General features: G+C 57.8%; 24 protein-coding genes. 8 read left to right on the top strand and 16 right to left on the bottom strand.

The window, feature by feature from the left end; translation table 11 throughout:
• Positions 1–166: 166 nt before the first annotated feature.
• Together V8J88_RS19610 and V8J88_RS19605 are read left to right on the top strand one after the other, a co-directional pair.
• A complete protein-coding gene (locus V8J88_RS19610; RefSeq protein ID WP_338845921.1) occupies positions 167–1,021 on the top strand; it encodes a hypothetical protein in 855 nt (284 codons plus the stop codon).
• Between the two features lies 1 nt (position 1,022).
• Positions 1,023–1,787, top strand: a complete 765-nt coding sequence (locus V8J88_RS19605) for a hypothetical protein (RefSeq protein WP_338845920.1) — start codon at positions 1,023–1,025, stop codon at positions 1,785–1,787.
• 24 nt (positions 1,788–1,811) lie between these two features.
• Here V8J88_RS19605 and V8J88_RS19600 read toward each other — a convergent pair whose 3' ends face one another.
• The 7 genes from V8J88_RS19600 to V8J88_RS19570 form a co-directional block, all read right to left on the bottom strand.
• Positions 1,812–3,089, bottom strand: coding sequence for an MFS transporter (locus tag V8J88_RS19600; RefSeq protein ID WP_338845919.1), 1,278 nt, complete (start codon positions 3,087–3,089; stop codon positions 1,812–1,814).
• A 236-nt stretch (positions 3,090–3,325) separates the two neighbouring features.
• Positions 3,326–4,174 carry a hypothetical protein gene (locus V8J88_RS19595; RefSeq protein WP_338845918.1) on the bottom strand — a complete coding sequence of 283 codons (849 nt, stop codon included), beginning with the start codon at positions 4,172–4,174 and terminating at the stop codon, positions 3,326–3,328.
• 11 nt (positions 4,175–4,185) lie between these two features.
• A complete protein-coding gene (gene speD, locus V8J88_RS19590) occupies positions 4,186–4,554 on the bottom strand; it encodes an adenosylmethionine decarboxylase (protein WP_338845917.1) in 369 nt (122 codons plus the stop codon).
• Positions 4,551–4,721, bottom strand: coding sequence for a hypothetical protein (locus tag V8J88_RS19585; RefSeq protein ID WP_338845916.1), 171 nt, complete (start codon positions 4,719–4,721; stop codon positions 4,551–4,553). The genes speD and V8J88_RS19585 overlap by 4 nt, the downstream gene beginning before the upstream one ends.
• The gene (locus tag V8J88_RS19580; RefSeq protein ID WP_338845915.1) at positions 4,718–6,067 is read right to left on the bottom strand and encodes a DUF4178 domain-containing protein; all 1,350 of its coding nucleotides are present in this window, start codon (positions 6,065–6,067) and stop codon (positions 4,718–4,720) included. The genes V8J88_RS19585 and V8J88_RS19580 overlap by 4 nt, the downstream gene beginning before the upstream one ends.
• Before the next feature lie 109 nt (positions 6,068–6,176).
• A complete protein-coding gene (locus V8J88_RS19575; RefSeq protein WP_338845914.1) occupies positions 6,177–7,241 on the bottom strand; it encodes an SPFH domain-containing protein in 1,065 nt (354 codons plus the stop codon).
• Between the two features lie 197 nt (positions 7,242–7,438).
• Positions 7,439–7,840: a DUF350 domain-containing protein gene (locus V8J88_RS19570; RefSeq protein ID WP_338845913.1), complete on the bottom strand. Its 402-nt coding sequence runs from the start codon at positions 7,838–7,840 to the stop codon at positions 7,439–7,441.
• Positions 7,841–7,987: 147 nt separating this feature from the next.
• On the opposite strand from V8J88_RS19570, the gene V8J88_RS19565 reads away from it, so the two are divergent.
• The 3 genes from V8J88_RS19565 to V8J88_RS19555 are packed head-to-tail and all read left to right on the top strand — an operon-like array spanning position 7,988 to position 12,071.
• Positions 7,988–9,499: a polyamine aminopropyltransferase gene (locus V8J88_RS19565; RefSeq protein WP_338845912.1), complete on the top strand. Its 1,512-nt coding sequence runs from the start codon at positions 7,988–7,990 to the stop codon at positions 9,497–9,499.
• Positions 9,496–11,127: an NAD(P)-binding protein gene (locus tag V8J88_RS19560; protein ID WP_338845911.1), complete on the top strand. Its 1,632-nt coding sequence runs from the start codon at positions 9,496–9,498 to the stop codon at positions 11,125–11,127. The genes V8J88_RS19565 and V8J88_RS19560 overlap by 4 nt, the downstream gene beginning before the upstream one ends.
• A 32-nt stretch (positions 11,128–11,159) precedes the next feature.
• Positions 11,160–12,071, top strand: coding sequence for a hypothetical protein (locus V8J88_RS19555; protein ID WP_338845910.1), 912 nt, complete (start codon positions 11,160–11,162; stop codon positions 12,069–12,071).
• 103 nt (positions 12,072–12,174) lie between these two features.
• Here V8J88_RS19555 and V8J88_RS19550 read toward each other — a convergent pair whose 3' ends face one another.
• Entirely contained in the window at positions 12,175–13,188 is a 1,014-nt protein-coding gene (locus V8J88_RS19550; RefSeq protein WP_338845909.1) for a hypothetical protein, read from the bottom strand.
• A 39-nt stretch (positions 13,189–13,227) separates the two neighbouring features.
• On the opposite strand from V8J88_RS19550, the gene V8J88_RS19545 reads away from it, so the two are divergent.
• Complete coding sequence (locus tag V8J88_RS19545) at positions 13,228–13,563, top strand: hypothetical protein (RefSeq protein ID WP_338845908.1); 336 nt, start codon at positions 13,228–13,230, stop codon at positions 13,561–13,563.
• Between the two features lie 147 nt (positions 13,564–13,710).
• Here V8J88_RS19545 and V8J88_RS19540 read toward each other — a convergent pair whose 3' ends face one another.
• From V8J88_RS19540 to V8J88_RS19515, 6 genes are all read right to left on the bottom strand, one after another.
• Positions 13,711–15,243, bottom strand: a complete 1,533-nt coding sequence (locus V8J88_RS19540) for a wax ester/triacylglycerol synthase family O-acyltransferase (RefSeq protein WP_338845907.1) — start codon at positions 15,241–15,243, stop codon at positions 13,711–13,713.
• Positions 15,240–16,058: an alpha/beta hydrolase gene (locus V8J88_RS19535; protein ID WP_338845906.1), complete on the bottom strand. Its 819-nt coding sequence runs from the start codon at positions 16,056–16,058 to the stop codon at positions 15,240–15,242. The genes V8J88_RS19540 and V8J88_RS19535 overlap by 4 nt, the downstream gene beginning before the upstream one ends.
• Before the next feature lie 267 nt (positions 16,059–16,325).
• The gene (locus V8J88_RS19530) at positions 16,326–17,111 is read right to left on the bottom strand and encodes a ZIP family metal transporter (RefSeq protein WP_338845905.1); all 786 of its coding nucleotides are present in this window, start codon (positions 17,109–17,111) and stop codon (positions 16,326–16,328) included.
• Between the two features lie 184 nt (positions 17,112–17,295).
• Positions 17,296–18,117 carry a dienelactone hydrolase family protein gene (locus V8J88_RS19525; protein ID WP_338849938.1) on the bottom strand — a complete coding sequence of 274 codons (822 nt, stop codon included), beginning with the start codon at positions 18,115–18,117 and terminating at the stop codon, positions 17,296–17,298.
• Positions 18,118–18,205: 88 nt separating this feature from the next.
• A complete protein-coding gene (locus tag V8J88_RS19520; RefSeq protein WP_338845904.1) occupies positions 18,206–19,480 on the bottom strand; it encodes a GAF domain-containing protein in 1,275 nt (424 codons plus the stop codon).
• Positions 19,481–19,834: 354 nt separating this feature from the next.
• Positions 19,835–20,278, bottom strand: coding sequence for a hypothetical protein (locus V8J88_RS19515; protein WP_338845903.1), 444 nt, complete (start codon positions 20,276–20,278; stop codon positions 19,835–19,837).
• Between V8J88_RS19515 and V8J88_RS19510 the strand changes: the two genes are divergently transcribed.
• Complete coding sequence (locus tag V8J88_RS19510) at positions 20,277–21,026, top strand: hypothetical protein (protein WP_338845902.1); 750 nt, start codon at positions 20,277–20,279, stop codon at positions 21,024–21,026. The genes V8J88_RS19515 and V8J88_RS19510 overlap by 2 nt on opposite strands.
• A gap of 70 nt (positions 21,027–21,096) precedes the next feature.
• Complete coding sequence (locus V8J88_RS19505) at positions 21,097–21,576, top strand: YHS domain-containing (seleno)protein (RefSeq protein WP_338845901.1); 480 nt, start codon at positions 21,097–21,099, stop codon at positions 21,574–21,576.
• Between the two features lie 12 nt (positions 21,577–21,588).
• Here the strand turns inward: V8J88_RS19505 and V8J88_RS19500 are convergent, their stop codons facing one another.
• Together V8J88_RS19500 and V8J88_RS19495 are read right to left on the bottom strand one after the other, a co-directional pair.
• Positions 21,589–21,897, bottom strand: a complete 309-nt coding sequence (locus V8J88_RS19500) for a hypothetical protein (protein WP_338845900.1) — start codon at positions 21,895–21,897, stop codon at positions 21,589–21,591.
• 8 nt (positions 21,898–21,905) lie between these two features.
• Positions 21,906–22,889 carry a putative metalloprotease CJM1_0395 family protein gene (locus V8J88_RS19495; protein ID WP_338845899.1) on the bottom strand — a complete coding sequence of 328 codons (984 nt, stop codon included), beginning with the start codon at positions 22,887–22,889 and terminating at the stop codon, positions 21,906–21,908.
• Positions 22,890–22,921 lie beyond the last annotated feature (32 nt).

The raw sequence follows: 22,921 nt of genomic DNA, 5'->3' as shown, positions 1-22,921 counted from the left end.
GTGCGCGGGGAAAAACTTGCATAGAAAAGGCGTAAGCGGGGTCTTTCCTGGCCAGGACGGCTTGCCTCCTTGCTGCAACTAAGCCAAGCGGGCCGGAGATTTTGCTCAAAAACCGTTGCGCGTTGGCGATATGAGCGCTTGTGGCGGCAAACTTGGAAGCGGGGCCATGAATGTCAGAGCAGGCGGCCCGACGGTCACCACCGATCCTGTCGCTTCAGAAATACCGCACTGGATTGAATACACCCTGCTTGGTTTGGGTTTGGCCAGCGCCACCGTGTTGTTCGGGCCTGTGATTGCAGTCGCTGGATTGATAGGTGGCGTGGCTGGCGGCTATGGCGCTTCATACCTGGGCGGAGTTTGGTTTGGTGAAGGTTCAGACGGACAGCGCGCCATGGCGCTGGGCGGTTCCGTATTGGGCGCGCTGGCAGGCGCGCGCAGCGGCGCCAAATTCTACGCTCATTTTTTACGCATTCCGGGCAGTCCATGGCAAGCGTTTGCCAAGGATGGCGCACGCGGGCTTGGAAAGTATAATGAAGATAGATTTTGGATCAGACGCGACGACCGGCCTTATTCTTCAGTGGGAGCAAAAGCGGACAGGATCAAATCGCACATTGACAGCGAAGGAAACCTGCGTCCGGCCAACCCGCATGGCAAAACGAATTTCCGGCAACATATCCGGGGAGCGGAGCCGGCCAAAAGCGATAGTCCCTACACTTCATTTTCGGAGAAAACTGACACTGCCAAACTGTATGGGCAGTCCGAAATTAAGCTGGATATCAAAAAGCTGGAGGCTGATATTCAGTCGGGGAAGCTTCAAGATGTCGAAATCTTCAGATCCACAGAAATTCAAAAAGTACATCAAGAAGCATTTGATAAAGCAAAATTGAAATATGAGAATAATCCAAGTAAAAATAATCTTGAAAAAATGGAGAGTGCGAAAAATGATCTTAAAAATACAATGCGGGATGTTGAAGGGCTCATCAAGGGCATCGTGCCATCACAATATTTCACGGTAAAATAATATGGATCAAGAAATTGTCAAGCTGCTCTACACCAACGAGGATGGTGAAATCGACAGTTTGCGTGATGCGCAGCTGATGGAAGAGGTTGATGAAGCCAGAGCGGATGCGGTGTGCACATTACTGAGCCACGCTGATGTTTTCATTCGTTATCAAGCACTCTTGCTGGCGCTGGCCTGGGGCAGACCGCAAGCATTGCAAGTATTTCACGCTCTCTTAGCGCAGGCCCCTGTTTTTGAGTTCGCATTGGAGCCGGATCGAATTTACGGTCACGATAATTATCTGGATGAAATGGCTTTGGCTTTTTATTACTATGCCGAAAAGACAGGAGAGGTTGAAGAAATTCTTCCTGTTTGTCATCGTTTTCTGGCGCTTTATCCGCAACGTTATTTTAAATCCCATTTCAAATATGTTTTGCAATCTCTTTCGCACCACAGTTTGGCAGCGGATATGAGTAAAGCAATTCATCAATCACTAAAAAATAGCAGGGTATATCAAGCCAGCCAATTGTTGCCGCCACTGGCGAAACACTACGCCAAATCGCATGCCCAATTGCTCGATGATTTGATTCATGAATTCATGCGTTTACCGGCAGACCATCCCAATCAGCGCTTTAATGTGGCCGAGGCTTTGCGCTATTTGCCACAAGAGAATTATGCGAATCTGATGCAGTGGTTTTTGCTAAAAGAAACTGAGCCTGGGGTGATTGATGAGGCGAAGCGCTCGCTTGAAGTCTGGCGGCAACAGGGTGTTGCGCCAGGTTTTTGATGTCATTCTGATGTCGTCGCCGTCTCAATGCACGCTATGTGCGCGTGCGGAAGGGCGCGGCAGCAAGTGCAAACTCAGCAATGCGCAGGATAGGAAGAAGCAGAAGAACAGCCAGAAGGCTGGCGCCGGATCGCCCCACACCGCCCAGGCGCTGCCCAGGCTTTTCGGAATCACAAAAGCGCCCAATGCAGCGATGGTGGAGGCAAACGCCAGCACGGCTTGCGGCGCATCGCTGTTATTCGCATTCGGCATCAGATGAAAAGTGGCGGCATTCGCCAGACCGGTGCATAAAAACAGCATCAGCATGGTCAGATAAAAAGGCCAAGCCCAGCCGTTGCGCCCGAACTGCCATTCAATCAGCAAACAGCAGGCCGCCATGCCGAGAAAACCGAACAAGAGCATGCGCGCCGGTTGCGGCGGCATCAGGCGCAAGCCGGCCCAGCGCGCCAGCGCGCCTGACAGCGGCCCGGCAAATACCACTTCCGGCGGCAGCGCGCCATGCCAACCCAGTTGCGCTAACAGCGGAAAAGCGGCGGCAAAGCCGATAAACGAACCGAAACTGCCCAGATACAGCCAGCTCATCAACCAATTTTGCCGCTTGCGGAAAGGGCGCAGATGACTGGTCAGACTGGGTGGCGTGCAGGGCAGATCATTCATGCCCAACCAAGCCGAGATGGCCGCCAGCGTCAACAGGATGAACCAGGGCAGCAGGGTGAAACGCAGGCTGTCTTGCGTGCTGACGCCGCTTAACAGCAGCCAATGCATTAACAGCGGCAGCAGAAATTGCACCAGGGCCACGCCCAGATTGGCCAGGCTGGCATGCAGGCCAAGAATCGCTTTTTGTTGTTGTTGCGGGTAAAACGGCGCCAGATGTGAGAGCGAGGAGGTGAAATTGGCGCCGCCCATGCCGGTCAGCAAGGCCAGCAGCAGGAAGCTGGGATAAACATTGTCCGTATTCTGCAAGGTCAAATACAAGCCCAGCAAAGGCAGGCTCAGACTGAGCGAAGACAGGGCCGTCCAGCGCCGGCCGCCAAACACCGGCGCCAACAGGGTGTACACAATGCGCAGCAAGGCGCCGGACAAACCGGGCAAGGCGGCCAGCCAGAATAATTGATTGGGACTGTATTCAAAGCCTGCCGCCGGCAATTGCACCACCAGCACACTCCATACCATCCAGACGCCAAACGACAGCACCAGATTGGCGACCGACAGCGCCAGATTGCGTTGCGCCAGCGCGCGCCCCTGCACCTGCCAAAATGCAGGCGAATCCGGATTCCAGTCGGTAATCGGGGCTTTGTTCACGGTGAAATTGAAAAGATTGGGATACCGCAATGATAGTCAGAGCGCGAGCCGACAGCCATTCTGCTTCAGGCTGGCGGTATGCTGCAGATTGGCTAGGTGAATACGCCTTTTGGCGGTGGCGTGCTAGTTATTTTGGCGGATGCTTCGGCTGCCAAGGCGGCGCATCAGCTTGGATATGCCGTTTCAGAGACCGCAAGCCGGCCCCCATGTTGCGGGCCTTGGCCAATCCGTCAGGCTCACATTTTCCCGTAATGCTGTTCTTCTGTCAGCAACAGCGCCACATTGCCGCCCATCTGCTGCAGCGGGTGATACAAGCGCATTGTCGCGCCTTCGCGGAACAGGCGCGGGTTGCGTTGTTTACCGGCGAAAACCTGTTCCAGATATTGCCTTTCCTGGTGCGTGGTTTTCAACAGGAAATCGCCCTTGTTCAGCGGTGTTGGCTCATTGTCAGTGCGCTTGCCAGCCTCATCCTTTTCGGGGTGCAAAGCGCGCTGCAACTCGTGCGGGGAAAAACTCAGCAGCACGTTTTGCTTTTGAATCTGGTCTTGCGCCACCAGATGCACCACTGGCACACGGGTATCGATATTATTCAAGACCAGCAGATTTTCCCTGGCTTGCTCCAGCCAGGCGCGTTCAAAACGGTAATCGCGCAAGGCTTGAATCGCGCTTTGATTGCTGTTCAATAAATGCAAGCCGGCTTGTTCCACCAATGCGTTTTTGCGTTTGGTGGAAACATGATGCGCGCCAAACAGCAGCGCCGCCAGCAAGGGAAACAGCAGCAGCAAGGCGAGGGCGCGCAGATTGCGTTTGCGCGGCGCCATATCCGGCGGCGGCGCCAGCCCGGCCGCAGCGGCCTGCGCGGCGGAGATTTTGTTCAGATTGGCGCTGATATTTAAAATCAATGCGCCGCCCAGCACCGCGAAAATGCCGAGCAGACTCATGCCGAACATGGAAGAAAGCGATTCGCGAAACACCTTCAAATCAAAGGCATTGATCAACAGAAAACAAAACACCCAATACACCAGCAGCAAAATCGCGCCATACAGGATGCGGCTGCTGAGTTTGATCACATGATCGGAATGCATGAGAAATTTCCTCAAACAGCAGAACCATCGCCACGCGCCACGGTGCGGGTTTGCACCTGTTGCGCTTGCAAGGCCTGGCACAGAAAATCCAGCGCCAGCCCGGGTTGCGCTGCCCCGCACATGAAAATATCCAGTGCGGCAAAGCCGGATTCGGGCCAGGTATGAATCGAAATATGCGATTCGGCCAGCAGCAGCACGCCGGTGACGCCGGCTTGCGGGCCGAAGCTGTGTAAATGGGAAAACAGGATATGCGCGCCGGCGCGTTGCGCCGCTTCACGCATCAAGGCTTCCAGCGCCGCACCGTCTTGCAATACAGACGGGGCTACGCCGTGCAGATCCGCCAGCAAATGTTGGCCGCTGGCGTGATGCGCGCTGCTCACTTGTGGCCTCCTCCAGTGCTGCCGCCCCAACTGCCGCCACTGGAGCGGCTGCTCCAGCTGCTGCCACTGCTGCTGCCGCTGCTGCTGCTGGAAAATAATTTGCCCCAGCTGGCGACAGATGTCAGCAACACCACCACCAGCGCATAGACTGTGTACTTGCCTTTCATGCGCCATCTCCGCCGACTTGATTATTTAAATACCAGGAAGGCAACCACAACATCAGGATGCCGATCAGGATCAGGAACCACACCAAAATCCCGCCGCCCAGCGCCGGAATGGCATTGATAATCAAGAGCCACCAGATAAATTTTTTCGCGCTGATTTTGCCGTCGTCATCAGCCTTATCCGCTGCCACATCTTGCCCGAACCACTCGCGGATCTGCTCCGGCTTCACAGGCGTGGATAAGGACCAGGTCAGTTCCTGCGTCGTGCTTTCCGCCGCCAGCTTGGCCTGGCCGCATTCAAATTCGGTGACTTTGACCTGATCGCCGACATTCACGCGCCAATTGAAAGCCCCCAGCGCGTATGTCACGCTGGCTTGATAGTCATAGAGTTTGGAAAATTCCTGATTGCCGAGCACGGCATTGTCGCCCAGATCCCATTGCGGCCAATTATCCTGCACGCTTGCGCGCGCCCAGCCGGTATTGGTTTCGATCAGCCAAAGGAACAGGCCGCGCGTGTTGTACAGCAGATATTCGGTCCAGGGCGTGCCCTCATCATCGACGCGCATCATCAAACCGATGATGCGGTGTTCGACCCCGGCGATTTTGGCCGTCATGCCCAATTGCAGCGTGGTATACACCGCATCCACTTCTTCCGCCGCCTTGACCACTTGCGCCTTCGGGCTGGAAGCGTCGATTTGCGCATGGCAGGATGAGCAGTGCAAATGTTTCGACAGTCCGGGCGCGTAGGTGATGCTGCCGCCGCAAGAAGGGCAGTCGAGCGATTTCACCTTGCCTTTGAATTTTGCGGCGCTTTCCTTGATCGTATCGTCATCGCGCAGCAGCTGGCATTGCAAATCTTCCAGCTTGACCGCCTGCCCGGTATAAGCGCGCACTTTGTCGTCGGAATAATCCAGCGTCAAAAAGTTTTTGCCAAAGCGGAAATCGGCCACTTCGATTTCATAGCCGGCCCCGACTTTGAACGGTAATTCACCCTGGCCGCCAATGCAGGAACCGCGCCGGATTTCCGCTGCGATATAGGAATTGCCCTCAAACTTCATCGCGCGCCCGACTTGCAGCGCGGAGAAAGCCGGCATGCGCTCTTGCGGCACATCGCGCTCAAGCGTGAAGGTGTACAGGCCGGACGAATCGCCCAGCCAGCCGGTTTCGCCATCATCGAACATGCAGTACCACTCATTCCAGCGGCCTGCTTCATAACTCAGCTGAATCCGGCCAATGATGGTGAAACTGCGTTTGCCGAAACGGCCCGATGTGCCGATCTGGAAGGGCGAATAATCTTCCAGCACAGCCGACATCTTGCCCAGGTCTTTGACCGAATCGGCATCCTTCATGACAGTCGTGCTGCAGTACTCACAGACTGCGAGTACTGAAGCATGTGAGCGGAACGCTACCGGCGCGCCGCAACCCGGGCAAGAGACTTGTTGCATCTGGTATGCCTGATCAACCTATCAGTTTTTTCAGAATTTCCGCTTTCGCGCTGTCGAAATCAGCTTGTCCGATCAAGCCCTTGTCGAGCAGACCTTTGAGCTTTTCCAAACGCGCTTCGAGCGGTTCCTCAGCCGGCGCGGCAGGGGCTGCCGCCACCGGCGCCTGCGGCGCTGCGACTGGCGCCTGTGGCGCTTGCGGCATCAGCGCCTGATTCATCGCACCCGCCATCACCTGGCCAAAGCCCAGACCGGCAGACAGCCCGGCGCCCAGGCCGGCCAAGCCGCCTTCGTTTTGCGCCGCCAGCGGAATCGAGTTGGCGACCTGGAACTTGGTGAAGCCATCCAGCTTGGATTGGCTCATGCCGCCCTTCATACCGGCGGCAATCCGTTCGTCCAGCGCGGCTTGCAATTCGTCCGGCAGGCTGACCGAGGTTACCGCGAACTGATCCAGCAGCAAGCCATAGCGTTCAAACATCTGGCTGATGCCGCCTTTGAGCTGTTGCGCCATCAAAGCTTGATTCGCCGCCATATCGAGGAAGGGCACCTGGCTGGCGCCAAGCGCGGAAGCCATGTCCGCCAGCATCAGGCCGCGCAATTGGTCTTCCACTTCCTCACGCGTGAATTGCTCGCGTGTGCCGCTGATTTCTTTGAAGAATTTGGCCGGGTCGGCGATTTTGTAGGAATACATGCCGAAGGCGCGGATGCGCACCATGTCAAAATCCTTGTCGCGGATCGTGATCGGCTGGGTGGTGCCCCATTTGCGCCCGGTCTGGATGCGGGTGCTGAAGAAATACACGTCAGACTTGAACGGGGAATCAAACAGTTTGTCCCAGTTCTTGAGGTTGGTCAAAAGCGGCAGGGTGCGCGTGGTCAGGGTGTGATTGCCGGGGCCGAATACGTCGGCGATCTGGCCTTCATTCACAAACACCGCCATTTGCGATTCGCGCACGGTGAGCGTGCCGCCATTCTGGATTTCAAAATCCTGCATCGGATAGCGCCACGCCAGTACGCCATCGCTGTCTTCGTTCCACTGCAGAACGTCTATAAACTGTTTCTTGAAAAACGAACCGAGGCCCATGATGTTTATCCTTGTTTCAGTTGGTAAAGGCGGGCGTTCCACCCGTCACAGCGCGGAAACATCCGCCAGCCCTGTCAGTGTGCCGCATCAGGCAGCGGCTGAATCAGGCAGATTGTATCAATACATGTCATATGGCGATAGCATAGGCGCATCCATACTTCAATTTTTCGGAAGTAATTTGCGCAAATACTTCTAAATTAATAGATGCATGCGGCGTTGATCACACCCATCGCCAAAGAGACCGCACCAACCAGGCCGCCAAAGGCGACATTATCTTTTTCCAGCTGTTGCGGGATATCTTTCAACAGCAGGCTTAAAACCAGGTACACCAGCAACTGCACCGCCAGCGCCGCCACCGACCAGATGATGAACTGGACATAGCTTTGCGTGTGCATGATGGAGGAGGCGAGGGTCATGATGAAACCCAGCAAGGCCCCGCCGAGGGACAGAGATGCGGCGCTTTTGCCGTTGCGGATCAGGGCCAATTCGTCGTGCGGAGTGAGCCTGGTGTACACCAGCAGGAAAACAATGGTCATGCCGGCAGCCAGCAGGACATATGCGGCGTAATGCAGGAATGCTTCAGGTTGAATCGGGCTCAAGGCAATCTCTCGCAAGGTGGAAGTTTGTTTGGCTGCCGCTGAAAACTGTGCAGAGCACAAGATCAACGCCGGCCCGCGTTATTATATGCAGCTGCCCAACCGGACAGCCGTAAAGCAAGCCCGCTTATCTTAGAACAATTTTTGCGCATGACAAAACGAATTTTAATCCTGTCGGTGTTCGTAGTCGCCTCTTGTGGCCTGGCTTACGAATTGATCGCCGGCGCTCTGGCCAGCTATTTGCTGGGGGACTCGATCCTGCAGTTTTCCACCATCATCGGCTGCTATCTGTTCGCAATGGGGGTGGGCGCGCATTTTTCCAAATTCGTCAAAGAAGAGCAGGTGCTGGCGCGCTTCATTGATATCGAATTGGTGATCGGCTTGCTGGGCGGTTGTTCCGCCGCGTTTTTATTTCTCTCCTACGCCTGGATGGCGGTTCCTTTTCGCACCTTGTTGTATGTCAGCGTGTTTTTGATCGGCATGCTGGTCGGGATGGAGATTCCGCTCGTGATGCGGGTCTTGAATGCGCGCCAGACCGCGTTCAATGATCTGGTGAGCGGCGTGCTCACTTTTGATTATCTGGGCGCGCTCGCCGTCTCGGTTCTGTTTCCGCTGGTGCTGGCGCCGCAACTCGGCTTGACGCGCACCGGCTTTTTATTCGGCTTGGCGAATGTGGCGGTGGCGATTTGGACTATCCACGCTTTCCGCCGTGAGCTGCAGAATGTGACAGGACGGATTTTGCGCGCTGCGCTGGTGTTTTTGCTGCTCTGCTTCGGCTTTGCCTATTCTGACCGCCTGGTGCAATGGGGCGAGCGCGGCCTGTTTGGCGATGAAGTGATTTACTCCACCAGCACGCCGTATCAACGCCTGGTGATTACGCGCTGGAAGGATGACACCCGGCTGTACATCAATGGCAATTTGCAATTTTCCACGCGCGACGAATACCGCTACCACGAAGCGCTGGTGCATCCCGCCCTGGAAAAAACGCCCTGGGCCAAGCGGGTTTTGATTTTGGGCGGCGGCGATGGCTTGGCCCTGCGCGAAGTATTGCGCTATCCGAATATCGAACATGTCACCTTGGTTGATCTTGATCCGGCCATGACGAATGCTTTCCGTCAGCGTCCTGAATTGGCGAAATTGAATCAAGGCTCGCTCAGCAATCCCAAGGCGCGCGTGATCAATGCCGACGCCGCCATCTGGCTGCAGGAAACGCAAGAGATGTTTGACGTTGCGATTGTGGATTTTCCTGATCCATCTTCGTATGCTCTGGGCAAGCTGTATTCCGAGCCGTTTTACCAGACGCTGCGGCGGCATGTGGCGGCGCATGGCTTGATTGTGGTGCAATCGACTTCGCCTTTTTTTGCGCCGCACGCGTATTGGACAATCGAAGCCACCTTGCGCGAAGCCGGTTTGAAAACCTGGCCCTATCACGCATATGTCCCTTCATTCGGCGAATGGGGATTCATTCTGGCTTCGCCGCAAAGCAATTATCAGCCGCCGAAAAGCTATCGTCTGCCCTTGCGTTATCTGAACGAAAGCACCACGCGCGCCATGTTTGAATTCCCGCCCGATATGCCGCATTTGCAAATGCCGCCGAACCGGCTGAATACGCAATCCCTGGTGCGCGAATTTGAACAAGATTGGCGCCAGGTGTTGCGATGAGCCGGCGTCAATTTTTGCTGCAGGCCGGGGCCGGTCTCAGTGTGCTGGCCGGCAGCGCCGGCGCGGCCTGGAAATGGCTGGAAATGCCGGCCACGATTTATGCGCCGGGCCGCAGCGAAGGGCATTTTCTGCGCAATCTGCTGCGCCAGGCGCAACAAGGCGTCCCCTTGCCGCAACCGGCTTTGCGCGCCAGCTGCCAAACCCTGATTTTGGGGTCTGGCGTGGCGGCATTGACTGCCGCCTGGAAGCTTCGCAAAAAGGGACGTACTGACGTCCTCATGCTGGATGGCCCGCAATTGCATGGCAATGCCGCCGGCGGCGCGTTTGGCGCATACCACTATCCGCGCGGCGGACATTATCTGCCCTTGCCATCGCCGGAATCGGCGCATGTGCGTGAAATTCTGTTCGATTTGGGGATTATCAAGCGCGATCCTTATGCCGAAGCGCCCTTGTACGATGAAAGCTGCGTGCTGCATGCGCCGGAAGAACGCCTGCTGCGCAATGGCTATTGGCAGGATGGCTTTTTGCCGACTGAAGAGACGCCGCAATGGGAGTTGGACGAACATAAACGCTTTTTTGCTGAAGTTGAACGCTTGCGCGCGCTGCATGGGCGCGATGGGCGGCGCGTATTTGTGTTTCCCACCGAGCTGTCTTCGACCGACCCGGAATGGATGGCGCTGGATAAGCTCAGTCTGAAAGCCTGGATGGAACAGCAGGGCTATCGCGCGCCGACTTTGCATTGGTATCTGGATTATTGCTGCCGCGACGATTATGGCCGCAGCCATGACCAGATTTCCGCCTGGGCCGGTTTGCATTATTACTGCAGCCGCTGGGGCAAGGCTGCGAATGCGAATCATGGCGCATGGCTGACTTGGCCGGATGGCCTGTCCCACTTGGCGCGCGGCATGGATCGCCTGGGCGGCGCGCGCCATATGCAGGGCAGCGCTTACCGTCTGCAGTTGCGCGCCGGCGGCGGGGTGGAGGCGCATTGTTTGCGCCTGGGCGCGGATGGCCAGCCGGAATTTTTTGCGCTGCAGGCGCAAAACGCGATTTGCGCCATGCCCCTGTACCTGGCGGCGCGCATCATTCCGCACATCCGCGAATTAGGCTTCGAGCCGCAACGCGACACGCCGCGCTATGCGCCCTGGCTGGTGGCGAATTTCCTCTTGCGCCGCTTTCCTGAGGAAAAACCGCATGTGCCCTTGAGTTGGGACAATGTGGTGTATTCCGCGCCTGGCCTGGGTTATGTGGTATCGACCCATCAGCAGATCCGCCAGACGCCGCCGCCGAAAACTGTATTCACCTCCTATGTCGCCATGTCGCATATGGAGATCGACGCTGCGCGCAAATGGCTGGACCGCGCCAGTAAAGAGGAATTGCTGGAATTGGCGATGCGCGATTTGCATGCCGCCTACGGCTGGCGCTTTGCGGCATGCGTGGAGCAGGTGGAGTTGACGATACGAGGGCATGCAATGGCGGCCCCGGTTCCGGGTTTCCGCAACAATCCGGGGGTACAGGCCCTGCGCCAGGCGCGCGGGCCGATTTTGTTTGCACATGCCGACTTATCCGGCTTCAGTGTGTTTGAGGAAGCTGCATGGTGGGGTTTGCGCGCGGCGGAACTGCTATAGTTGTATTTCACTTCCAGCGACAGGAGTTGCACATGACATCTTCCACCGGCTATTCCACCCGCCCCAAAAAGCGCACTGATTATCATGAGATGGAGTCACGTTATGACGAAGAAACCTTTGAATATGATGTGACGGTGCATAAAAAACCCAAGATTTTCAATCCGCATCAGGCGCAGGGGCGCACCAATGCCGCGCCGCCGCTGACTGCCTGGCCTTTCACCGGCCAGCACGCCTCGGTCAAATATTATGACGATGCGAGCAAGATGCCGAATTTTAATAACGCCAGCGGCAATATCGTGCAGCTTCCTTTCGCCTGGCTGGATATTTCCTGCGTCAAGACCTGGCAGGCGCTGACCCAGGATGTGAGCGGCATCAGCGCTGATCCCGAAGTGCGCCAGCATTTCAATGCCGTCACCAATAAGATGCTGATTCCGGCGCAAGATTCGGTGTTGACCGAGTGCGTGGGCGAGGCTGCGACTGCCATCTGCATGCTGGAAAAATTCCCCGGATTTGAGATGCTATGGGGCTTTCATCTGCATTCCGGCACAGGCATCGATCAGATCTGGGCCAAAGATCTGGGCACAGGCAAATATGAATTCATGATTGTGGAAGCCAAAGGGCCGGGCGCGGGACTGACCTGGAGTGCGTTTTTACCGCCTGACTACAACCAGATGGAAGAAGGCTGGATTGCGAATCATTTGTACAGCATGGATAAAAACGGCCACGCCGCCGGCAGCCAGCTGGTGAATGCGATGCGGATGCAATTCAGCGTGGCACACGCCAATTACGGCGGCGGCAGCAAAAGTTATTACGGTTTGAGCAGCAAAAGCCAGCACACCATGGCCGGTTCCACCGTGTACGGTATGGTGGTGACGGCGCAATGGCTGTCAGACGGACGCCTGGGTTATACCCACACCAAACGGGAGCGTTTGTTCACCAAGTGATGGGCGCAGCGCCGGCGCTGGAAATGTGAACGGGGACATGGCGCAAACCATGTCCCCGTTTTTGTTACAAGCCTGGCGAGCCAGGCAAGTCAAGCAGGATCGATCAACGTTCCACACGGACGCGGATCGGGCCGCCGTTTGCAGGTACGTGGATAGCCTTGATATCGCTCAAGGCGCTGACCAGACGCACAATCTTATTGATGCGCGGATAGCGGCCATTTTGGGCGAGCAGGATGTACGCCACTTGACGTTGTGAATCGACCACGATCAGATCTTTATCGCCATCGCGATTCAGATTCAGGCGACGCCAGAACATGCCCGGGCGTTTCAGATCAATCCCGAGCGCAGCCAGATCGGTTTGCGGGATGTCTTGATCGGTTTGCGGAATGCCTTGCGGCAGCAGCGGGATATGAGTGCCTTGCACCGTCACCAGCACCGACGCGGTGTCGCTGCCGCCCGGGCCATAACAGGTCTGATCAATGTAATCGGTGTAAGAACGATACATATTGATGCTGCCGCTCACGGCGCCACCCAGATCGCAGCTGGTGGTATTGGTCGAGTTCCAGCTCACCGTGACAGAGCCCGGGTTGTACAGATAAGTCGGCGACACGTTCAAGCTGACGCTCGGGGTTCCGCCCGCCGGCTGCACCGTCACGCTGGCGCTGGCGGTGGTCGAGCCGCCGGCCCCGCTGCATGTCACGCTGGTGGTTTGGCTGCTGCTTGGATACAACACGGTCGAACCGGAAGTGCCGGAGCCTGCCGGCGTGCTGCAGGAGGTGGCGTTGCTGGACGACCAGCTGAAGGTGGTGGCTTGGCCGCTGACGATGGTGCTGGGCGAGTAGCTGACATTCACCACCGGCTTGGGTGCGGAATTGCTCACAGTCAAATTCGATGAGCCGGTATAGAAACGGTCGGCATATTCGCACATCACATAGGCGCTTAAGTTTTCGCTGGCGACGAAACTGTAGCTGCCGCTGTGACGGCCAAACGTAATGCCCGGCACGCCTTCGATTTCACAGATGCTGCCGATGCGGCTGCTCCAGGTGAAGCGCACGGTTTGACCAGCCACAGCGGGATTCGGCGAAAAACTGACCGTCACGCCGGCTGCCTGGGACATCTGGGGAAATGCAAGGGCGACAACAGTGCATGCTGCTGCGTGCAAAAGGATTTTTTTCATTCTGATTCCTTGAAGAAAAGGAAAACATCAAAGCCGCACTGTCATTTTCCAGTGCGTACCGTTAAAGCAATATCAATGCGCGCAACAAAGCAGCGCGCGCAGCACGATGGTTACTCAGACGGGGGGACTTTCAACGACAGCGCAACGACTCCGGTTTCCAGAAAGGCTGAAGGCCCGAATGCAGATGGGCGTAAAAATAATAACATGGCGTTTGCCATATTGGATGAAATTGTTCAAAAAATAGAATCAAGTTCAATCATGAACAATCATCCGCTTTTTATTTTCTTAATGGAAAGAGCTGGAATTTGCTATTAATAATTGTCGCGTGGAAATAATAGAAACTGCGTTTATTAGCGCTTATTTGAACTGGCTGGATGGATTTAAAACGGTGAATTATCTGTGTTTATTTTTTTAATAATAAACTCAAGCCCGCAGCGCGGTTGGCGTGCGGGCTTGCAGATATTATGCGTGTGTCGCCACAGCCGCATTTTTGCGCCGGCGCGGCGGCGCGCCCGCCACGCTGGCGCGCACGCGCCGCCGTTTCGGCGCCGGCGCCGGTGCGGCGTCCTCATGCTGGCAGGCTTGCAGCAATTCCTGCCAGGATTGTTGCAGGCAGGCGGCATACGCCGCCGGGTCCGGCAACAATTTGCGGCAGGCGGTCACGCTGATGCTGGCCTGGCCGGCGAAATAACAAATCATATGGGACAGGCCGGACAGATCGTGCACCAAATCCATGCCGTAATACGAGACCAGCCGTGCGCCGCTCATGTACAAGGGCAGATCCGGCCCGCGCATGCTGGAAATGCTGGTATTGAATTGCGGCGGCAAATGACTGGCCAGACGGCTGCGCCGCACCGCTTCGCCCACCCCTTTGATCAAGACGCTGGGGGCCAGATCGGTGGCGTCCAGCAATAAGCGCTTGCCGAGAAAGGATTGGAAATTTTGCTTGCCGTGCCGGGTTTCCGCCACGATCTGGCGCAAGCGTTGCAGCGGATCGGCGCAATCCGTATGCAAGGCCATGACTGCGCTGTCAGCCAGCTTGCGCATGGAGTTGATGCGCATCTCGGAGCGGCTGGTGAACGGCGCTTCGGCCAGCAGGGATGCCGGCGGCAGCAGCCCCTTGCCGCCCAGATATTGACGCAGCGCGCCGGCAATCACGCAGATCAGCACATCATTGCTGTTCGCGCCTTCGACCAGCTCGCGCACGCGGGCGATTTGCGGTAAATCAATATTCACTGCCTCAAATACGCGGTGTGGCGAAACCGGCGCGTTGAACGGCGTCGGCGGCGCGCTTTGTTCGGCATTGCGCCGCCAGGGGCGCAGCCATTCGCCCAGCTTGCCGCCGGCATACATTTTGAGCGGTGAAAAATAGGTGTTCATATAGTGCGCCACACGCAAGGGCCAGCGCAAACTGTTGCTGGCCGACGCCATCAGCATATCGCGCATGCCGGGCAGCTCATGCGCATAACCCTGTTTCGGCGCCGAGGCGCGCGCATCCGGCGACAGTTCGTGCAATGCGGCTAACAGCTGTGCGCCGGGCGCGCCATGCATCGCCGCGTAATGGGTTTTCATGAACAGGGCGAAACTGCCCTTGGGAACGCCGGGAATATTGTCCAAGCCCTCGATCACATAGCATTCCCACAGCGGGCGGCTGGTGTCGAGATGGCGCGCATGCAGACGCGCGACTTGAATGCAAAACTGGCGCCAGTCGCCGGGTTTGGGCAGGGCGATATGGCGCAGATGAAATTCAATATCAAACTCAGGATCTTCCACCCAAAAACCATTGCCCAGGCCGAGCGGGCCGGGGGCCAGTTTGTGCCGGAATACCTTGCTGCGGTAGAGGCGCTCGCTGAAAAAACGCATGATGTCTTTGAAGCCGACTTTGCCGCCGGGCGCGCTGCCCGGATCGTAAATCGTCAGACTGGAGACATGCATCGGCATATTCGCGTTTTCCAGGCGCATCAGCAGCTCTTCGCTGCTGCTCACCGGGATCATGATTGCACCTGTGAAAACGGCAGCCAGCGCCCGAGTGAAAACGGGAGGCGCTGATCGCGGAAGCGGCGTTTCAAGCTTTCGGCGTCAATCGGCTCGCCCGGCGTGGCGGCTAAGCGGTGCGCCACCAGATAAAACACCAGGGCGGAAAAGCCGAAACCGGTGTGAGTGCAATCGACTTCAATATTTTGCGTCAGCGGCCCCGGCGTTTCGCGCGCGCATTGCGGCGGCACGATATTGTCATCCGGGCTGTAGAAAGCCGTCACCGGCACATCCGGCACCGGTTGCGTGGCCTGGCGGATTTTTTCCTGGTAGTCCGCATCGTGCACCTGCATCCGCGTAACCCAGGAATACAGACGGGTGATGCTGGATTCCGCCGGATTGCCGTTGATCGGGCTGCCCAGCGTGATCACATCGCGGATCAGGTGCGGATACTTGCGCGCCAGCTCGCGCGCATACACCCCGCCCAGGCTCCAGCCGATCACGCTGATTTTCTGGTCAGACGCTTCCATCCAGATTTCTTTTAAACGGTGCTCGATCAGCGCTTCGATATCGTATTCATAGGCCGAAGACACGCCCAGATTCAAACCCAGACCCCAGGGCCAGCAGTGGTAGCCCAGGCCGGAGAGGAATTGGCGCAGCGGCCAGGTCGGCATATCGCCGGATAAAAAGCCGGGCAGGACCAGCACCGGGCGCCCATCGCCGCGCGGCGCGTCGCGCAGCGACAGCCAGCTGGTGGAAAAGGCCAGCAAATCAGGCGTCGGCCCGACCACGGCTTCTTTTAACGCGTGTTGCAGCGTCAATTTTCGTTTTGTCATAGTGCATCCTGAAAACCAGGGCAAAGCGCCCATTCCTTGCCATGTATTGGGGGCGGAATTGCGCAAAACCAAGGGGAGTTCGAGACCGGCAGCCAGGGCGGCTTGACGCCAGAATTGGCCACCGGTTTATCATGATTATCAGCAACATTCTGACGCTTGACCATGAAATTCGCTGCTGCAGCGCATCAGGCAAAGCGATGTTTTGCGCATAAATCAGTGTGGCCTGCCTTCGGGCGCAGCTTGTTGCTGTGCAATACGAGGTATTCCTCAGTGACGTAAATGCGATAAACCCAGCACCAGCGCCACGCCCAGCGAGATCAACAACACTTGCGGAATGGTTTCGCGCAGAGTGGCGCGGCGTTGCATTTGCGGCATTAAATCGGACACCGCAATATAAATAAAGCCAGATGCGGCCAGCACCAGCACATACGGAATCATCTGGCTGGCCTGGGCCAGGGTGTAATAGCCGAGCACGCCGCCGGCCACCGCCATCAGGCTGGAAATCAGGTTATAGCAATACGCGCGCCGGCGTGAAAAGCCGGCGTTGAGCAAGACAATGAAGTCGCCGATTTCCTGCGGGATTTCGTGGGCGATGATGGCCAGGCCGGTGACCACGCCGAGTTGCGGATTGGCTAAAAAGGCGGCGGCCACCAGAATGCCGTCGGTGAAGTTATGCAAGCTGTCGCCTACCAGAACCATCCACCCGGCCTTGCCGGCCTCGCGCGCATCATGTCCGTGCGCATGGTGATGGCCGTCGGCCTCGTGGTGATGGGAATGGCGCAGCAGGGCGACTTTTTCCAGTAAAAAGAAGGCAAACAAGCCGCCCAGCAGGCAGGCGAACAGGGCGCGCGCATCCTGGCCATGTTCAAATGCTTCCGGCAGGGCGTGCAAGAAAGAGGTGGAAAGCATAATGCCGACCGACAAGCTGACCATACGTTCCACCACCTTGGCCAGCAGGGTGAAGGAAAACAGGGCGGCAGCGGAAATGCTGACCACCCCGGCAACCAGGGTAGTGAGCAAAATAGCGCTTAAAACAGGCGTCAATTCGGGCATGGGCGGCGGCGCGGCCAACTTGCAAAAGTCTGGGTGCAAGCCTGCGGCGGCAGGTCAAAACCGGTCATTCTATCAGCTTTGCCGCCCCCCCGTCCGGCGCCCCGCCGCCCGGCGCCGCTTGAAAATCAAAGGAGGCGGAGCCTGCCCGCCATAAACACAAGGCCGCTTCGCCATGAATCCCGCTTCAGGCCACCCCGTGTTGCTTAAACCAGGCCAGCGCGCGTTGCCAGCCGTCTTTCGCATCCGCCTCCACATAGCTCGGGCGGTAATCGGCGTGGAAGGCGTGGCCGGAATTGGGATACACCACGAATTCAGACTTGCTCTTGCCCTGCGCCAGCGCGGCTTTCATCTTCTCCACCGAGTCGAGTGGAATCCCGGCATCCTTGGCCCCATACAGACCCAATACCGGCGCGCTCAGCTTTGGGGCCAGATCGACCGGAAACGTGGGATTGTTGGCGTTTTTATCGCCCACCAGCCGGCCATACCAGGCCACCCCGGCCTTGATCGCCGGATTGTGCGCCGCATACAGCCAGGTAATCCGGCCACCCCAGCAAAAACCGGTGATCGCCAGCTTATCGCTGCCGCCATTCGCGCGCCCCCAGCTCACGCAGGCGTCCAGATCGGCCATGACTTGCGCATCCGGCACTTTGGAAATCACTTCTTTGATGACTTCTGCGGCGGTGCCGTATTTGGTCGGATCGCCCTGGCGGCCAAACAGATCCGGGGCCAGCGCCAGATAACCCTGGCGCGCAAAGCGGCGCGCCACATCCGCGATATGCTCATGCACGCCAAAAATTTCCGACACCACCAAGACCACCGGCAAATTGCTCTTGCCTGCCGGCTGCGCCCGGTACACCGGCATTTTGTGGCCATTCACTTCAATCACCACTTCACCGCTTAACAAGCCCTCAGCCGGGGTTTTGACCATGGTTTGCGCCGCCACCGGCAAAACTGCGGCGGCAAAGCCGACCCCCAGCGTACTCTGGATGAAGCCGCGCCGGTTCATCTGATCCGGCCCCGGCTGCAGGCTGTTGACTTGGTTTTGCGCATCTTGCAAGAGGGATTGGTCTTCAACTTTCATGCAATGGCCTCGCTCAGTGAGAATAGTCAGAGGGCGAATCGGCAGCCCCGGCAGGGGGCTGCAATTCGTAGGAAAAATCAAAACTTAATTGACCACGGATGCCGGCCAGACTGCCATCATCCGCAGCGCGCCGCACCATACGCAATAAATCGGTGCGCACATCGAGTTGCAAGCCGGGAATATCCTGTGCGGCTTTGTGCAGCATGCCGCACAGACGGGTCAGCAGGGCGTTTTCGGCTGCCGACATGGCCGGCGATAAGCCGGCGGCATGCGCTTCTTCGGTGATCGGGCCGCCGCCGAAATATTGATCCAGGGTGAGGCGGAATTCGCGGTCGGTGCTGACCAGATATTCAAGGCGGCGGTGAGGAAACAGGCTTTCCACCACGCGCGCATTGCGCACCCGCGCCGGGTCGGTCGAGAGGATGCGGATGCATTCGCCATCATCATCCAGCAACAGCCAGCGGTTGTGCTCACAGTAGGGGCGGCGGAATTTTTTCAGCGACAGCGCAAGCGGCTTGCGTTCCGGGCGGAAAGGTTCGTAGGGCGTATTGAAAAAAGTCGCCAGTGCGGCGCCGATATCGGCCAAACTCAAATGAAAATCTTCCTGCAAGATCTGTTGCATATCGCGCGCTTTCAGACGCGCATTGCGATACGCCTGGGCCAGCTCGGCTCCGCTTAACAAACCGATTTCCACCAGCGGGTCATATTTCATGCGCACCGTCAGCAGCGGCAAAATGCGTTGCGCAAAGACGCGCGACAGCACTTCGCACAAATCGCGCAAACCGTCTTCAATCATGGGGGAAAAGCGGCCCGGATTGCGGTTATTGATCAGTTGCACCACGCCCAGCAGCGCGCCGCCATCTTCATCCACCAGCGGCGCCGCCATGATCTGGCGCGTGCGGTAGCCGGTGCGCTGATCCACGTCGCGCATAAAGGTCAGCTCCGGCGAGAGTGCGCGCAATTCGCCTTCGTCATATACATCGGCGATATTCACCACGCGCCGCGTCAGGGCGACGAAGCCGGCGATGCTGGCGGCGGAAATCGGCAGGCTGAAATTTTTGAAACTGCGCAAGCCGGTTTTGACCTTGGATTCGATGTGCGTGCGGCTTTGCGACAGGGCGTACAGGGTCAGGCGGTCGCAGCCGAATAATTCGCAAATATCTTCTGACAGATCGAGCATGATTTCCTCGATCTTGCTGGTGGCGTTGATTTTAGCGGTGATGGTCTGCAGCTTTTTAAAAAAGGCCATCGGGTCGCTCAGATCGACCACGCTGCGATGTTTATGCATGCCAGTCCTGTGCGAAAAGGAAGTTCTGAAAATACACCTGACGCGCCGTGCGCTGACGGCTCGCATGATTATTGCACAATGCGCGGCGCGTCTGAATCAGATTTACTGCGCCGGCAATCCGGCCAAGCGTGCTGTTTTGCGTAAATCGGCATAAGCAGCTGTTGTGTCATGCAGCAAAAAACAGCATGCAATATTCGACTGATTTGATGTGGATCAAAATATTTTTATAACATTATTTGAAATCTCAAGATTTTCGTTGTTTTTGCGAATCATTTGGATTGATCAGGCAAGAATTTTCGTGCAACTGCGACTAAACATCAGTAGTATTTGCAGCGTTTCATCTTCTCAGCCTCTCTACAGGCGTTTCCCGTTCAACAGGAGCTTAATAATGAAATCTTCCCTCTCCAGCACTCTGAAGAAAGTGGTTGGCGCATCCGTCGTGGCCGCCGCTGCCGTGACCGTCACCCCGGCTGTGGCGTCTTCCCCGGCCAGCTGCGCAGCCAAGTCCCCGGCCAGCTGCGCCGCCAAAACCGGTTGCGCCGCCAAAACCAGCTGTGCTGCTGCGAAAAAAGCTTGCGCCCCGAAGAAAGCGGCATGTACGCCTAAAAAAGCTTGCGCACCGAAGAAAGCTGCCGGCAAAACCGGTTGCGCGCCAGCCACCCAAAAGGCCAGCTGCTCGCCGTCAACCGCGAAAACCGGTTGCGCACCGGCCAAGTAATTTTGCCGGCCCGGCTCGCGCCGTTCGCCAAAGCCGGGGTTTGCCGCCCCGGCTTTTTTCCACCTGCATTTCCCCGTCATGACCGCCGCCACCATCTCCACCGCCGCGCCGAGCGCCTTAAGCCTTGCAGAATTGCCCGTGATGATGCCGCACTGGCGCAATTGGGCGGCCTTGCCGCGCCGTGAGCTGAAAGATTGTTGGCGCGCCGCCTGCGCCCTGGTGCGCGCCATGCAGGAATTGGCGCAACAGGAAACCCAGGCCGTGCAAGCGCTGATCGGCGAACGCGAGTTTGTCGAATGGCAGCATTACCCCGATGCCGACGTGCGCGATGAGGTCAACGCCTCACAATATTTTTACCATGCGCACAGCTCTGCCTTGCGCCCGTTTGAAGAGCATGGGCATTTTCATTTATACATTTTGCCGCAGCAAGCCGGCATCAAGCGCGCCCGCCCGGGCCGCAATATTTCGCCGGCGCATTTATTGGCGATCTCGATGGATGCGCAAGGCCAGCCCGCCGGCCTGTTTTGCGTTAATCGCTGGGTCAGCAAAGGGCCATGGCTTAACTTTCAGCAAAGCGTGCGCGGTCTGGATGCGTTTCAAGTCAAAGGACGGCGCGGCGTGCGCCAGGTGAATCAATTATTGCGCGCCCTGTTGAGCTTGTACCGCCCCGCCATTCACAGCCTGCTGCAGCAGCGCGACGCTGTGATGCAGGAATTGAGCCAGACGCGGCCCCGGCGCGAAATTTATCTCGACCGCGAACTGGAAGTGCTGTGTTATCTGCCCTTGGACTTGGCGGCGGATATTGAGGCGCTCGAAAATCTGCTCTGAATCTGCGGCGTGGCTGTAAGGTTTGCCGCAGTTGGCGCGACCAAGCAAGACCCGATCACAGGAGCTTGTTATGCGCATTTGTTTCCATCCCACTGCCCGTTTTGCACAACTTGGCGCCGCGCTCACTTTGTGCGCCAGCGCCTGGGCCGGCCAGCCGGTGGCGCCGGTATTTTCCACCGCCGAAGGGGCGATCCGTGGTTATGATCCGGTTGCCTATTTCACTGAAAAGAAAGCGCACAAGGGCAAGCCCGAGCTGCGCCATGTCTGGCAGGGCGCAACCTGGCATTTCGCCAGCCAAAGCAATCTGGACGCCTTCAAAGCACAGCCGGAAAAATATGCGCCGCAATACGGCGGCTATTGCGCCTATGGCGTGGCGCAAGGTTATGCGCCGGAAATTGATCCGCAGGCATTCAAAGTGGTGGATGGCAAGCTGTATCTGAATTTGAGCCAGCGCGTACTCAAGCGCTGGCAAAAAGATATTCCTGGCTATGTGCAGGCGGCGGATAAAAACTGGCCGGAGTTGAAAGCCGGAACCTATGTGGAAAAATAAGCCGGCAGCGGCTCAGCTTTGATACGCCAGCGCCGCTTGCTGCGCCTTGGGCAGCAGCAGGCTGGAAAAACCGGCCAGCGGCGGCGCGCTTTGTGTTTTTTCCACCCCTTGTCCAGCGGCCAGCGCCAAGCCCTGGCTGCTCAAACTGACTTGTTCGCTTGCGCTGCCCAGTGCGGCAGCGCCGGGTGCGCAGGCGTCACATGCGCACCCCGGGCCGCACGCCGCTGCACTCAGGTTTTTTTCGCTGCTTAACGCGGCTGGCGCTTGACTGCTGCTGATGGCTTGCAGCGTGGCGCGGTTGCTGATGGCTTGCAGTTCCATATTGATTCCTATGCAATGGCGCGCAGATTTGGTTGGCGCGGCGCTTCATCGCCGTAGGCGCGCGCCAATTGGCTGTTGCGTTGCGGCGGGAAGGGGTTTGTGTTCTCAGGCGCATTGGCGCGCTGTCCTGGACTGAGTGCGCCCGGCGCGGATACGCCGGCTTGTGCGGCTTGCGGCGCGTTGCCGCTGGCCGTCGTCGCCTGCACCGGCGGCGGCAGACTTTCCGCCAGCGCTTGCGCCACATCGCGCGCGACTTGCGCCGGGTCTTTGACTTGCGCCTCTTTGGCGGCCTCAGTTGCGCCCACCGTTTCCGCCCCGTCTTCTTGCGGCGCGCTGATGGCGCTGCTGGCCAATTCGGCGCGCGCCTGCAATTCCATTTGCTGCGCCGCCGCCGCCACGGCGCGGTCGGCGCCGGATGGCGAGGCCGGGGCCAGCGCGGCGGCCTGGATGGTGCGCGCGCGCTGAATCGTTTCCTGTGGCGTGCTGCCGCTGGAGGTGTCGATGCTGACTTCACCGCCAATCGCGTAATTCACGCCGTCCGGCCCTTTTTGATAGCTGAAACTGGCGCCCGAGGTGGCCAGGCCGCCAGCGGCGGCCAGATGCGCCATTTCATGCTGACGCACTTCGCGGTCGCGCGCCTGCAATTTAGCGATTTGCGCCAATTCCTCTTCAGAAAATGCGCTGCCGTCGCTTTTGCGCGCACTGCCGGCGTCGGCTTTTTTCCCCGCTTCATCCCTGGCTTGCGGCGCGCCGCTTTCCTCCGCTTTGCGCCCTGTGTTGTTTCGTGCGGCCTGGCTGTCAGCGCCGGCTTGCACCCTTTGACCGGGCGGCAAACCGGCGGCAGCCTGGGCCGCCGTGGGGGCGGCTCCTGCCGTCGCCCCTGCCACTTTTTCCGGCTGCGCCGCCGCGCCTTCCTCGCGCGTGCGCGCCCCGCCCTGCGCCGGGGGCGCATAGGCGTAATACGGGTTCGCGGAAATGCCGGAAATTGCCATGTGCTTACTGATCCCGGATAGAAAAAATCGTC

The organism is Massilia sp. W12 (genome assembly GCF_037300705.1).
Taxonomy (GTDB): Bacteria; Pseudomonadota; Gammaproteobacteria; order Burkholderiales; family Burkholderiaceae_D; genus JACPVY01.
This window is presented reverse-complemented; position numbering and strand designations above follow the sequence as displayed.